The sequence below is a fragment of the Streptomyces sp. NPDC027672 genome (assembly GCF_055566335.1).
In genome coordinates, this window is sequence record NZ_JBVHSO010000012.1 from 28,591 (window position 1) to 42,094 (window position 13,504).

A 13,504-nucleotide genomic window follows, 5' to 3' on the forward strand; every position below is an offset into this window, starting at 1 on the left:
GGTAGGGTCGGTGGACCATGCACACCGTGCCGTCCGAAACCGAGCGGGAGCGCCGTACGGCACCGGCGCGCACCCCGGCGGCCCGCGCCGGCCGGGTGGCGGCGCGCGCCGCGGCGGCGCTCGTCGTGGTGCTGCTGCTCCTGGTCGTCGTCCGCCTGCCGTGGGCCGGTGACCTCGGCATGCACGCGGCCACCCTCCAGCGGCTCCGGCACAGCCTGACGCACCCGGGCGATCCGCTGGTCGACGCCGATACGCCGAGCCCGTACTACTCGCCGTGGATGCTGCTCCTGGGCCTGGTCGCCCGGCTGACCGGGCTCTCCGTCTTCGTGGTGCTGCGCCTGGCCGCGCTCGCCGGGCTGGCCCTGCTGGTGACCGGCGTGCGGCGCTACGTCCGCACCCTCACCGCCCACCCGGCCGCTCCCGCGCTGGCCCTGCTGAGCCTGCTGTTCCTGTGGGGCCCGGCGCTGTTCGACTGGAGCGGCTTCCTCGGTCTGCACTCCCTGGCGCTGACGGCCTCGTACCCGAGCGTGTGCGCGCTCGGACTCACCTTCCACTTCTGGGCGTGGCTGACGCGGACGGCGCGCGAGCCGGCCGGGTGGGGGCCGGTGCTCGGGCTGGGGGTGCTGTGGGCGGTGATCCTGCTGTGCCACCAGTTCACCGGGGTGGTGGCGTCCCTCGGCGCGACGGCCGTGATCGTCGCGGCCCGGCCGGCGCGCCGGACCCTGCTGCGGCTCGGCGCCGGGCTGGTGCCGGGGCTGCTGGTGCTGTGGCTGTGGCCGTACTACGACTTCTTCGCGCTGTTCTCCGCGGGCGGGGACCTGGAGGCCATCCACCGCTCGCTGTACCGGGACCCGGCCGGGCGGTTCGGGTTCGCGGCGCTCGGGGTGGCGGCGCTGGTGCCGCGGTGGCGCCGGGACCGCCGGGACGCGCTCGTGCTGTTCTTCCTGCTCGGCGCGGCGGTGTGCGCGGCGGGCGGACTGACCGGCCACTACTCCTGGGGCCGCGCCCTGCCCGCCGCGCTGATCCCGGCGCAGCTCGCCGCCGCGCTGGAGGCGGTGTCGGCGGGACGGCGGGCGGTGCGCCGGGGGTGGGCGTGCGTGCTGCTCGCCGCACTGGCGGCGGGCGCGTGGACGCAGGCCGGGACGCTGGGGTACGTGGTGGACCGGGACGCGCTGCCCGGGGTGGTCGCGGCCAAGTACCGGGCGCCGTGGGCGGGCTGCCAGTGGATGGTGCGGGCGGGGCTGCGGTACGGCGATGTGGTGATGGCGCGCACGTTCCCGGCCCGGCAGCTCCCCGCGTACGGGGCGTACACCGTGGCGCCCGGCTACCCGGACCTGTTCCTGCGGGACGCCGGGCGGCGGGAGGCGGCGGTCGCGCGGTACTACGCGGGCGGGACGGACACGGCCGGCCGGCGGGACATCCTGCGGGAGTACGGGGCGCGCTGGGTCGTGGACGGCCCCCCGGCACCGTGGCTCCGCAAGGCGGCCGTAGGACCGGGCGGCCGGACCCTGTACCGGGTGCTGCCCTAGGGCCTTTCGTTCGGCCCGGTCCAGACGGCCGCACCGCGGGAACCCGCTCAGGCCGCGCGGGTCCTCACCTCAGTGCGCTCGTCACCAGCCGCGCGGCGTTGCGCACCGCCGGGCGCGCCACCCGGCGGGACAGCGGGCGGATCACCCGGGCCGTCACGCCCAGCGGACGCCAGCGGAACTGGAGGCGGCCGGGGTCGCGGCCCTCCGGTTCCGCGGTGACGAGGTGGTTGCCGAGCCGGATCCGGCGCGCCGGGAAGTCGGGCGGGGCGAGCAGCACGCCCGCGTTGGCCAGGCCCTGCTGGTTCAGGCGGACCACGGGGTGCCGGACGCCCTCGAAGCCCTGGAGCGGGAGCGAGGCGGTGGCGAGGTCGAGGCGGACCGTGCCCTCGAAGACGCCGGGGCGGACCGGGTCCAGACGGAAGGGGACCGTCAGCCGGCGTCTGCCGGGCGTCAGCAGCAGGGCGGCGCGCTGCGGGCCCACGGGCAGCCGGAGCCCGGGGTCGTGGGTGCGGACCGTGAGCGTCAGGACCGCTCCCGCGCCGTACGCCAGGGACGTGATCTCGTGGCGGAACAGGGCGGTGGGGAACGGCCGGGTCTCCAGCTCCAGTTCGGACAGGTCCAGCTCGCGCCGGGCGCGCTCGGTGGCGGGCGGTGTGTCGCCCCAGTACGGCACGCCCGCGCCGTCCGTCGTCACCTGCCGCGGCGCCACCGCGTGCCCCAGCGCGCGCGCCGCCTGCCGCACCTCCTCCGTGCGGCCCTGGCGCAGCAGCTCCAGCACCACCCGCTCGGCCCGCGGCAGCCTGGCGTAGGCGCCGGCGGAGAGGGTGTCCAGGTAGGGGTTCACGATCCCGGCGAAGGACGCCAGCCACGCGTCGTCCCGGTAGGGCAGGTCACCGGCGTACATGCGGAAGTCGTGCTTGAGGAACTTGTAGTCCTTGTCCTCCCGCAGCCCCGCGTGCCCGCTGCCGGCCAGGAAGTCGTCGATCAGCCGCTGGACGTGGACGCGGTCGCGGACGTTGGAGAGCTTGTGCCGCTGGTTGGAGATGGAGGCGGCGGCGGCCGCGGCGAACGGCTCGATGTACCAGACGTAGACCGGGTCCGGGATGATCGTGAACGCCTCGGCCAGGCAGTACGCCTGCGCCGAGAAGAGCTGGTCCTCGTAGTGGATGCCCTCGGGGAAGCGGAGCCGGTGGCGGTCCAGGAAGGCGCGGGCGTACATCTTGCTGGTCGACAGGTGCTCGAACAGCAGCCGCGGGTCCTGCTCGATGCCCTCCAGCGTGCGGCGCTCGGCGACCAGGTGGGGCATCCACGTCGTACGGCGTCCGTTGTCCACCCGGACCCGGCGCACCGCGCCCATGGTGAAGTCCACCTCGCGTTCCCGGTGGGCGGCGAGCAGCGACTCGACCGCGCGCGGCGGGAGTTCGTCGTCGCTGTCCAGGAACATCAGGTACGGCGCCCGGGCGATCTCGACGGCCCGGTTGCGCGGCGCGCTGCATCCGCCGCTGTTCTCCGGCAGCCGGAGGTAGCGGATGCGGTGGTCCTGGGCGGCCAGCCGCCGGGCCACCTCGGGCGTGTCGTCCGTCGAGTGGTCGTCGCTGATGACGATCTCGATGTTCGCGTGGGTCTGGGCGCGCAGGGAGGCGACCGCGCGGGGCAGGCGGGCGGCGTCGTTGTAGACGATGACCGTCACCGTGACGTCGGGGCGGGTCATGCCGTGGCCTCCTCGGGGGTCGGGGCGGGGCGGCGGTCCTCGACGGGGAGCACCGGGGGCAGTGCCTCCTCCGGTTCGCCGAGGAAGACCCGCCGGACGACCCGTTCGGCGGCGCGGCCGTCGTCGTACTCGCAGAACCGGCGCCGGAACGCGGCCCGCGCCTTGGCCGCGCTCTCGTCGCGCCAGGCCCCGGAGAGGAGGATCTCGGCGAGGTCCTCCTGGGTGCGGGCGACCTGGCCGGGGTGGTCGGCCATCAGGTCGAAGTAGACGCCCCGGGTGGTGCGGTAGGTCTCCCAGTCGTCGGCGTAGATCACGATCGGCCGGTCCAGGTTGGCGTAGTCGAACATGATCGACGAGTAGTCCGTGACCAGCGCGTCGGCGGCCAGGCACAGCTCCTCGACCGGGTCGTAGCCGGAGACGTCGATGATGCGGCCGGAGCGGCGCAGGCCGGTCAGCGGGGAGGCGGCGCCGCCGTAGAAGTAGTGGGCGCGGACCAGCAGGACGGTGTCCTCGCCGAGCCGGTCGGCGAGGGCGGCGAGGTCGAGGCGCGGGGTGAAGCCGGCCTCGTAGTCGCGGTGGGTGGGGGCGTAGAGGACGGCGGTCCGGCCGGGGGCGATGCCGAGCCGGGCGCGGGCGGCGCGGACGTCGGCGGCGGTGGCCGTGTAGTAGACGTCGTTGCGCGGATAGCCGTGGTCCAGCGAGGTGTAGCGGGACGGGTAGGCGCGTTCCCACATACGGGTGGAGTGGCTGTTGGCGCTGACGCTGTAGTCCCACTTGTCGACGCGGGCCAGCAGGGCGGCGAAGTCCAGGCCCTTGGCGGCGGCCGGGTGGTCCATCTGGTCCAGGCCCATGCGTTTGAGCGGGGTGCCGTGGTGGGTCTGGAGGTGGACGGCGTCCGGGCGTTTGACCACCGCGTTCGGGAAGTTGACGTTGTTCGTCAGGTACTTGGCGGTGGCCAGGGTCTCCCAGTAGCGGCGGGTGCCGGGCACCACGTGGTCGGTGCCGGGCGGCAGCAGGGCCGCGTTCTCCTTGCTCACCACCCACACGCGGCGCATGTGCGGGGCGAGTTCGGCGAGTTTGGCGGCGATCGCGGCCGGGTTGCAGGCCACACCGCGGTCCCAGTAGGCCGCGAACACGGCGAGCCCGGGGTCCACCGGGCGGCTCAGCGCCCGGCGGTACTGCTGGTCGCGGACCTTGGCGCCCAGTTGCCGCTTGCGGGCCCGTACGGTCTGGCGGGCGGCGCGGCGGGCGCGGTTGGCGGTCTGGAACGCGCGGTACTTGGCGTACGCGCCCTCCTCCAGCAGCGCGTGCCGTACGCCGTCCAGCCCGGGCGGGTGCCGGTGGCCCTCGGGCCGCCAGCGGACCGCGGCCAGGGAGGCGCGGCGGAAGAACTCGCGGGCGACCGGGTCGGGCAGGTCCTCGCGGGCGAAGGTGCGCACCAGCTCGCGGACCATCAGGTCGTACAGCACCGTGTGCGGGGCGCGGCGGCCGCGGGTGAGCGGGAGCAGCGACTCGTAGCGGTCGACGAGCGCGAGCCGGTCCTCGGGGGCGCGCGGCGGCAGGCTCTCCGGGCGCAGCACGCGGTGTTCGTACGCCGTCTGGTTCAGGCAGGCGACCCGGCCGGCGCGCAGCAGGGCCGCGTGGGCGGCGCGCGGCTCGTCGTCGGTGGCCAGGTGGTCCCGGTGGGCCTGCCAGAACGCGGCGCGCAGGGCGCGGTTGCCGAGCAGCGGGGTGAGCCGCAGCAGGTCGGGGGTCTCGTCCAGGGGGCGGGCGGCCCGGCCGGCGGCGGCCAGGTGGCGGCCGTCGCGGGAGGGCCGGGCGGCGGTCTGCCAGGTGGTGGTGACGTGGTCGAAGAGGAGGACGTCGACCGGGCCGGCGTCGCCCGGGGCGTCCAGTTCCGCGGTCCGCTCGACGATCAGACGGGGCGCGCCGGCCGGCAGGCCGTCCCTGGCGTGGACGAAGTGCAGCCAGCGGCCGGACGCGCGGTCGGCGCCGGCCGCGCGGGCCGCCGCGTCACCGGTGCCGTCCGGCAGCGCCACGACGGTCGTCTCCGGTGCCCGGCGCTCGGCCGTCTCCCGCGCCCAGTCGCCGACCGCGGCGACGATCACCTCGGTGTCGGGCAGCGGACGGGCCGCCAGGGAATCCAGCAGCCCGGCCAGATGCCCCTGTGCGTTCGGCCCGTAGACGATCACACTCAGCTGGGGCATCGCGGGGGACTCCTTCGGCTCGACGGCTCCGGGCGCACCTTTTCCCACATAGTGGCACCAAGGCAGTGAAAGGGATAATCGCACCGGCTGGAGGGGTACAGCTCAGGACGGAAGAGGGACTTTCGGCGCCGCGGGTTTCCTCGGGGCGGGCTTCTTCTCACCCGTGAAGGCCTCGTACTCCTTCATGACCTCCTCCGTCGGCCCGTCCATGCGCAGCTCGCCCCGCTCCAGCCACAGCACCCGCTCGCAGGTGTCACGGATCGACTTGTTGTTGTGGCTGACCAGGAACACCGTGCCGGCGTGCTGCCGCAGCTCGCGGATCCGCGCCTCCGACCGCCGCTGGAAGGAGCGGTCGCCGGTGGCCAGCGCCTCGTCGATGAGCAGGACGTCGTGGTCCTTCGCGGCGGCGATGGAGAAGCGCAGCCGGGCCGCCATGCCGGAGGAGTAGGTGCGCATCGGCAGGGTGATGAAGTCGCCCTTCTCGTTGATGCCGGAGAAGTCGACGATGTCCTGGTAGCGCTCCTTGATCTGCTCCCGGGCCATGCCCATGGCGAGACCGCCGAGGAAGACGTTCCGCTCGCCGGTGAGGTCGTTCATCAGGGCCGCGTTGACGCCCAGCAGGGACGGCTGGCCGTCGGTGTAGATGTGCCCGTTCTCCACCGGGAGCAGCCCGGCGACCGCCTTGAGCAGGGTGGACTTGCCGGACCCGTTGGTGCCGATGAGCCCGACGGCCTCGCCCCGGTACGCGACGAACGACACGTTCCGCACCGCGTGCACCCGGCGCACCCCGGCCGCCTTCTCGGCCCGCTCGCGGCGCAGGATGCGGTTGAGGGCGGCGGTGGCGGAGCCGCGGCCGGCGCCGGTGCCGTTGACGCGGTAGACGATGTCGACGCGGTCGGCGACGACGGTGGGGATCTTCTCTGCGGTGTGCTCAGCCACGGCCGTACGTCTCCTCAGCCTTCCAGAAGTAGATGAAGCCGCCGATGCCGGCGAGCAGCGCCCAGCCGACGGCCGCCGCCCAGACGTGCGGCGGCAGCTGGTGGGCGTGGAAGCTGTCGATCAGCGCGAACCGCATCAGGTCGATGTAGACGGCGGCCGGGTTGATCTGCAGCAGGACGGTGACGAGGTGCGGCAGGTGGTCGTGCTCGGTGATCTTGTCGATGCTCCACATCACACCGGACACGTACATCCAGGTGCGCAGCACGAACGGCATGAGCTGGGCGATGTCCGGGGTCTTGGCGCCCATCCGCGCCACGATCATGGACACGCCCGCGTTGAAGGTGAACTGGAGCACGAGCGCCGGCAGCGCCAGGATCCAGGAGGCGGCGACCGGCACGCCGAAGCAGAGCAGGATGACGACCAGCGCGCACATGGAGAACAGGAGCTGCTGGAGCTGCTGGAGCGCGAAGGAGATCGGCAGGGCCGCGCGCGGGAAGTGCAGGGCGCGGACCAGGCCGAGGTTGCCGGAGATCGCCCGGGTGCCCGCCATGATCGAACTCTGCGTGAACGTCCAGATGAAGACGCCCGTGACCAGGAACGGCACATAGTCGGGCACGTTGTGCTTGGTGCCGAGCAGCACGCCGAAGATGAAGTAGTAGACCGCCGCGTTCAGCAGCGGGGTCATGACCTGCCAGACCTGGCCCAGCTTCGCCTGGCTGTACTGCGCGGTGAGCTTGGCGGTGGCGAAGGCGCCGATGAAGTGGCGCCGGGCCCACAGCTGGCGGACGTACTCCGGCAGGGAGGGCCGGGCGCCGCTGACGGACAGGCCGTGCCGGGCCGCCAGCGCCGCGAGATCGTCGCCGGCCGGGGCCTGGGTGGGGGGCGGTGTGTCGAGGACCTGGCTCACATCCGCTGCTTTCGCTCGGGGGAGGGGGTGCCGCGGCCGACTCTCGCCGGGAGTCGCCGCGTCCGTCCCGTCGTACGGCGTTTCCTTACGCTCTTCTTCACGTTCTCTTACGACGGGACGGGACCGTATCGTCGTGACGTGAGCGTAGGCCCAACCGACGTCGGAACGCAACCGTTCCGTCGTCACGCCCTATGCTGGGGGTATGACCACGAACGCCGCCGCCTCCGCCGACGAGCCGCCGGCGCGTCCGGCCCGCCGGGCGCCCGCCGGGGCCGCCGTGCTCCGGCAGGACGTGACCGAGGCCATCCGGGCGGCGGTCTTCGAGGAACTGGCCGCCGCCGGCTACGCGCGCATGTCCATCGAGGGCATCGCCCGCCGGGCCGGCGTCGGCAAGACGGCGGTGTACCGGCGCTGGCGCTCCAAGCTGCACCTGGTCCTGGACGTGGTCTCCGCGCTGGCCGTGACCGGCTTCCCGGTCCCCGACACCGGCTCCCTGGAAGGCGATCTGCGCCTGCTGTACGAGGTCACCTCGCGCGCCCTGCGCCATCCCGTGGCCTCCCAGGTCATCCCCGACCTCCAGGCCGAGGCCGCCCGCAACCCCGACCTCGCCGAGGCCTTCCAGAAGGCCCTGCGGGACGGCCAGGAGGGCGTGGCCAGCCGGATCGTGGCGGCGGCGGAGGAGCGCGGCGAACTGCGCCCCGGGATCGACACCGACGTGGCCCTGGACCTGATCTCCGGTCCGCTCTACTGGCGCTCGGTGGTCATCCGCGCGCCGAAACCGCCGAAGGGCTACCTGGAACGGCTGGCCAGGGCCACGGCCGGGGCGCTCAAGGCGCTGTGACCGCGCCGGCCGCGCCCCTGCCCCGGCGCAGCAGGCGGCGGAGCCGGCCGCGCAGCACCCGGAGCACTCCGCCCCAGCCGGTCGCCACCCGCACGGCCAGCGCACCGGAGTGCGTGGCGTACGGCTGCACCAGGAGTACGCCGTGCACGGCGCTCGGGACGGCGCGGCGGCGCAGTCGGCCGGGGCCCGCAAGCGCGTGCGCCGTGACCTCGCGCCCGGTGCCGTCCGCGAACCGGAGCGTCAGCCGCAGATCCCAGGTGCCCGAACCGAGCCCGGCCAGGTCCACGGTGACCTCCGCCGTCCAGGTGTCCGCCGCCGAGGGCGTGAGCGCCGCGGCCGTACGCCCGCGTGTCCGGTCGTCCTCGCGCGCCTGCCAGACGACCTCCACCTCGCGCGGGCCCGCCCCGGCCACCGTCCCGTACAGCTCGTGCAGCCGCAGGCGCAGCAGCGCGGCGCGCGCGCCCGGGCGCAGCGCGGCGTCGACCGCGAGCGGCAGCGCGGCGACGGGCGCGGTCAGCAGCGGGGCCAGCGAGACCTCGGGAAGGCCGGCGGACCAGACCGGGGCACCCTCGCGGTCACGGGCGTAGGGCGGGAGCAGGCGGGCCGGGCGGGCGGCGAGTTCGCGCAGGCGGTCCAGGTCGCGGGGCTCGGGCGACGCCAGCACCACCCGGCCGAGCACATGTCCCGGGGCGGCGGGGTGGCTCTCCCAGTCGGCCGTGTCGTAGCGCGCGAGGTACGCCCGGGTGCGGGTCCACCACTCGCGCTGGTAGCGCGCGTCGTGGAGCACCAGTTCACGGGCGTACATGCGCACCTCGTGGTCGAGGAACTTGGCGCGCGCCGCCCGCGCCAGCTCCTTCTGCCCGGCGCCCAGCAGGGTGTCGTACGCCAGCGCGCACGCCTCGACGCGCGCCGTCCAGTTCCCGATGTGCCCCCGGTCCAGGGAGAGCGACAGCCGCTCGGCCGACCGGCGCACCTGCCACACGTACACCCGGTCCGCGACGAGCGCGACGCGCGGGCTCGCGGCCAGCACGCGGGCGGTGAAGACGATGTCCTCGTAGAGGAAGCGGCCCTCGGGGAAGCGGATGCCGTGGGCGCGCAGGAAGTCGGTGCGGTACAGCTTGTTGACGCACAGCGTGTCGTGGACCAGGCGGGGGCGCTCGGCGGGGCGCGCGAGGACGGTGTGCGCCGTGTAGAGGGGCGCCTGCCAGGGCTGTTCGCGCCCCGACGGCAGCTCCCGGCGCACGCACAGACCGCTCGCGACCTCCGCGCGCGCCCGGGTGGCCGCCGTCAGCAGCGCGTCCACCGCGCCGGGCGGCAGCACGTCGTCGCTGTCGAGGAACATCACGTACGGCGCCGTCGCCTCCTCGACACCGGTGTTGCGCGGGGTGCCGCAGCCGCCGCTGTTCACGCTCCGGCGCACCACCCGCAGCCGTGGCTCGCCGGCGGCCAGCCGGGCGAGCAGGCCGTCGCTGCCGTCGGTGGAGCAGTCGTCCACGGCGATCACCTCGGCGACCGCGGGGCCCTGCGCGAGCGCCGAACGCACGGCGTCGGCGACATGGGCGCGGTCGTTGTAGCCGATGACGACCACGGCGACCCGGGGCGCCGGGACCGGCTCGGACGCGGGCGCCGGCGGTGCCGGACGGGGGTCACGCGGTTCTGGGTGCATGGTGTCCATGGGCCAGGAGCGTCGGGACGTCCGCCGATACCCCGCTACGGGGCACTGAGTGCTCGCTCCGGTAGACGGCCGGCGCCGGGCCGGGGTTCCGTCACCGGCACGGTCTTTCCGGCCGGCGGCCGCGCGGCCCGCCACAGCCGGGCGAAGGACAGCACCGCGGCGGCGGCCAGCAGCCCGTTGCGGGCCAGCATCAGCAGGCATCCGGCCCAGGTGCCGTCGACCACCTCGCGGTAGTACACCGGGAACGCCACGGTGCTCAGCGCGGACGCCGCCAGGACCAGCGCCGCCACCGGCCGCTGGCTGGTGTGGCGCGAGGTCAGGCACACGGCGGCCAGTCCGATCAGCCAGATCATGTACTGCGGGCTGATGACCCGGCTGGTGACCGTGAACAGCAGCACCGCGCTCAGCGCCGCGTCGTACGGCGTGGCCTCGCTCCAGCGCCGGGCCCGCACCCGCCACAGCACCAGCAGGCCCAGCGAGAGGGCCGACAGCGCGAGGGAGACGGTGGCGACGGCGTGCACCTGCGGGCCGACCAGTTCCACCGCGCCGTACTGGTAGCGGGTCCGGCCCGGCCAGCCGGCGTGCCGGGCCAGGCTGAGCACCGTCCCGCCGAGCGACTCGACCTGCACGCCCCGGCCGCCCTGTTCGCGCAGGAAGGACAGCGGATGGGTGAAGAAGACGGACAGGACGGCCAGGCACCCCGCGCCGGTCCACACCGCCGACGCCCACGCCGTGCGGGTCGGCCGGCCCCGGGGCGTGCCCAGCAGCACCAGCGCCGGCCACACCTTCACCAGCGCGCCCAGCGCCCCGAGCACCCCGCCCGCGCGCGGGGAGCGCGCCGAGACCAGCAGGGAGAGCACGGCCAGCGCGGTGACCTGCACGTCGTACCGGGCGAGCGGCAGGTGCAGCAGCAGCGGCAGACCGCCCGTCCACAGCGCCGCGCCGAGCAGGCTGCGCCCGGCCGCGGTGCCCGCGCGCACCAGCGCCACCGCCGTCAGCGCGTCCACGGCCAGGGTGAGCAGCACGAAGGACTGGAAGTACGTCAGGCCCGGCAGCAGGCCGGGCGCCAGCAGCACCGCGCCGGCGCCCGGCGGGTACTGCCACAGCGTGTCGTGGTCCGGGAAGGAGCCGTGCGCGAGCACGCCGTACCAGTGGAAGTACAGCCGCCACACCTCCCGGGTCACCGCGCCGCCGCCCGGCAGCCGGGCGGCGCCGTGGACGATCAGCCACAGCATCAGGGCGCGGGTGGTGAGCCACAGGGCGGTGAGGGCGAGGACCGGGCCGGGGGTGACACGGGAACGGTTCATCACATGGGAGCCTAAGCGGTGCGGATGGTGTATCCATGCTGATACGCCGTCAACGGCCGCAAATGTTGGCTAATCGCAAGAGATCGGGCCAGGGTGAACGTCGGGCTTCCTGCGCAACCGCAGTCACGTCGGCCGGCCGGGGCGACCACGGGTGTATCCGGTGCAACGAGCGACCCGCCGCGCCGGCTACGGGCGCCCGCCCGGGAACGGCCGCGCCGGGCCGCCGCCGTGGCGGTGCCCGCGCTGGTGATGCTGGTCCTCGGGCTGTGGCGGCTGGACCGGGGCGGCATGTGGCGCGACGAGGCCGTCAGCTTCCAGGTGGGGCGCCGTACGGTGCCGCAGATCTGGCGGCTGCTGCACGACGTGGACGCGGTGCACGGCCTGTACTACCTGCTGGTGCACGCCGTCCTCGCCGTCCGCCCCGGCGAGGTCGCGCTGCGGCTGCCCTCGGTGTGCGCGGCGGCCGGCACGGCGGCGCTGGTGGCCGCGCTCGGCGCCCGGCTGGTCCGGCCGCGCGTCGGGCTGTGGGCCGGACTGCTCTACGCCGTCACGCCGATGGCCGGCCACTACGCCCAGGAGGGCCGCTCCTACGCCCTCGTCGCGGCCGGCGCCACCGCCGCGACGCTGCTGTTCGTGCGGGCCGTGCGCGGCGGCACCTGGTGGCCGTACGGCGCGGTGCTCGCCCTGACCTGCTGGCTGCACGAGTTCGCCGTCCTGCTGCTCCTCGCCCACGCCGGGTCGCTGGCGCTGGCCCGGGCCGGGGCGCGGGTGTGGCGGGCCTGGGGCGGCACGGCGGCGGCGGTCGTCCTCGCGCTGCTGCCGATGGCGCTGGTGTCGTCGGGGCAGGCCGCGCAACTGGCCTGGCTGCGGGCGCCCACGGGGGACACGGCCGGGGGGCTGCTGCGGAAGTTCCTGGGACCGGCCGACTCGGTGTTCTGGGTGTGTCTCGCGCTGGGAGTGCTGGGGCTGGCGGGGCTGGTCGGGCGCAAGGGCGAGCTGACGTGCCCGGGGGTGGGGCTGCCGGTGATGGTGGTGCCGCCGGCGGTGCTGATGCTGGTCTCCCAGGTGTCACCGCTGTACGTCGACCGGTACGTGCTGTACGCGCTGTCGGGCGCTCCGCTGCTCGTGGCCTGCGGGGCGGAGCGGCTGGCCGGGGCCCTGGCGCGGCTGCCCGCCGGTGCCCTGTGGGCGTCCGCCCGTCCCGCCCCGGGCGACGGCTGCCCGGACGCGGGCGGGCCGGATGCGGGCGGGCCGGGTACGCGACCGGGTGTCCCGGGGCGGTCCTCCGCCGTCGCCCTCGCCGGGGTCCTCGCGGTCGTCCTCGCCCTCGTCCACCAGTTCCCGCTGCTGCGGCTGGACCGCGATCCCGGGCGGCGCCCGGACGATCTGGCCGCCGTCTCCCGGGCGGCCGGGCGGGAGGTGGGGGCCGGCCAGGCCGTGGTGTTCGTGCCGGCGGCCCTGCGGAACGCGGCGCTCACCTATCCCCGGCCGTTCCGGGGCACCCGGGACGTGCTGCTGGTGACGGGCGCGGCGGAGTCCGGGACGCTCTACGGACGGGAGGCCGGGGTGGCGGAGGCGCGCCGCAGGCTGGCGGGCCTGGAGCGGGTGTGGGTCGTCGGGGACCGCAGACTGCTGGGCGGCGCCTGGGTCCCGCACGACCCCGTGGAGCGGGCCAAGGCGGCTGTCCTGTGGCAGCAGTTCACGGCGCGCCGGGAGACCGTGCGGGGCTGGATCACCGTACGGCTCTACGTCCGCCCGGTCAGCGCCCCGCCTCGGTCCGCACCGGTTCCGTCCGCGCCGCCTCGGTCCGTCCCGGTTCCGTCCGCGCCGTCTCGGTCCGTCCCGGTTCCGTCCGCGCCGTCTCGGTCCGTCCCGGTTCCGTCCGCGCCGCCTCCGTCCGCGCCGCCTCGTCCAGCGCGGCCGTGAGCCGGTCGAGCCGGTCCCGCAGCGCGCCGATCTCCGCCAGGTCGAACCCGGTCGCCGACCCGATCCGGCGCGGCACCTCCAGCGCGCGCTCGCGCAGTGCCGCGCCCTCTCCGGTGACGCGCACGAGGACCGAGCGCTCGTCCGCCGCGCTGCGCTCGCGCCGTACCAAACCGGCCGCCTCCAGCCGCTTGACCAGCGGGGACAGCGTGCCGGAGTCGAGCCGCAGCCGCTCGCCCAGCTTCTTGACCGGCAGGTCGCCCTCTTCCCACAGCACCAGCATCACCAGGTACTGCGGGTAGGTGAGCCCGAGGCCCTTCAGGACGACGCGGTAGACGCCGTTGAAGGCGCGGGAGGCGGCGTGCAGGGAGAAGCAGATCTGGCGGTCCAGGCGGAGCCACTCCGAGTCGGTCATGACTCCAGGATAGCGCTCACCCAATTTGGTTGTGCACAACTTAATTGTGT

Annotated in this window: 9 protein-coding genes and 1 pseudogene; 3 read left to right on the forward strand and 7 right to left on the reverse strand. The window is 74.9% G+C overall.

The window, feature by feature from the left end; all coding sequences use genetic code 11:
- Positions 1–26: 26 nt before the first annotated feature.
- A complete protein-coding gene (locus ACZ4SV_RS26785; RefSeq protein ID WP_468007068.1) occupies positions 27–1,529 on the forward strand; it encodes a hypothetical protein in 1,503 nt (500 codons plus the stop codon).
- 64 nt (positions 1,530–1,593) lie between these two features.
- Here the strand turns inward: ACZ4SV_RS26785 and ACZ4SV_RS26790 are convergent, their stop codons facing one another.
- The 4 genes from ACZ4SV_RS26790 to ACZ4SV_RS26805 all read right to left on the reverse strand — a co-directional run bounded on the left by ACZ4SV_RS26790 (position 1,594) and on the right by ACZ4SV_RS26805 (position 7,293).
- Positions 1,594–3,240: a glycosyltransferase family 2 protein gene (locus ACZ4SV_RS26790; protein WP_468007070.1), complete on the reverse strand. Its 1,647-nt coding sequence runs from the start codon at positions 3,238–3,240 to the stop codon at positions 1,594–1,596.
- Complete coding sequence (locus ACZ4SV_RS26795) at positions 3,237–5,447, reverse strand: CDP-glycerol glycerophosphotransferase family protein (protein WP_468007072.1); 2,211 nt, start codon at positions 5,445–5,447, stop codon at positions 3,237–3,239. The genes ACZ4SV_RS26790 and ACZ4SV_RS26795 overlap by 4 nt, the downstream gene beginning before the upstream one ends.
- A 102-nt stretch (positions 5,448–5,549) precedes the next feature.
- Positions 5,550–6,386, reverse strand: a complete 837-nt coding sequence (locus ACZ4SV_RS26800) for an ABC transporter ATP-binding protein (RefSeq protein ID WP_397941287.1) — start codon at positions 6,384–6,386, stop codon at positions 5,550–5,552.
- Positions 6,379–7,293 carry an ABC transporter permease gene (locus ACZ4SV_RS26805; protein WP_397941285.1) on the reverse strand — a complete coding sequence of 305 codons (915 nt, stop codon included), beginning with the start codon at positions 7,291–7,293 and terminating at the stop codon, positions 6,379–6,381. The genes ACZ4SV_RS26800 and ACZ4SV_RS26805 overlap by 8 nt, the downstream gene beginning before the upstream one ends.
- Before the next feature lie 202 nt (positions 7,294–7,495).
- Here ACZ4SV_RS26805 and ACZ4SV_RS26810 point away from each other — a divergent pair, with 202 nt between their 5' ends.
- The gene (locus ACZ4SV_RS26810) at positions 7,496–8,134 is read left to right on the forward strand and encodes a TetR/AcrR family transcriptional regulator (protein WP_365882565.1); all 639 of its coding nucleotides are present in this window, start codon (positions 7,496–7,498) and stop codon (positions 8,132–8,134) included.
- On the opposite strand, the gene ACZ4SV_RS26815 is transcribed toward ACZ4SV_RS26810, so the two are convergent.
- On the reverse strand, positions 8,121–9,809 hold the full coding sequence (locus tag ACZ4SV_RS26815; RefSeq protein ID WP_468007076.1) for a glycosyltransferase family 2 protein: 1,689 nt from the start codon (positions 9,807–9,809) through the stop codon (positions 8,121–8,123). The genes ACZ4SV_RS26810 and ACZ4SV_RS26815 overlap by 14 nt on opposite strands.
- A 35-nt stretch (positions 9,810–9,844) precedes the next feature.
- On the reverse strand, positions 9,845–11,116 hold the full coding sequence (locus tag ACZ4SV_RS26820; RefSeq protein WP_468007078.1) for a glycosyltransferase family 87 protein: 1,272 nt from the start codon (positions 11,114–11,116) through the stop codon (positions 9,845–9,847).
- 228 nt (positions 11,117–11,344) lie between these two features.
- Here ACZ4SV_RS26820 and ACZ4SV_RS26825 point away from each other — a divergent pair.
- Positions 11,345–12,931 (forward strand): annotated as a pseudogene (locus ACZ4SV_RS26825) (glycosyltransferase family 39 protein); the annotation flags it as partial.
- On the opposite strand, the gene ACZ4SV_RS26830 reads toward ACZ4SV_RS26825, so the two are convergent.
- Positions 12,876–13,454, reverse strand: a complete 579-nt coding sequence (locus ACZ4SV_RS26830; protein WP_468007080.1) for a MarR family winged helix-turn-helix transcriptional regulator — start codon at positions 13,452–13,454, stop codon at positions 12,876–12,878. The pseudogene ACZ4SV_RS26825 and the gene ACZ4SV_RS26830 sit on opposite strands and share 56 nt — an antisense overlap.
- Positions 13,455–13,504: the final 50 nt, after the last annotated feature.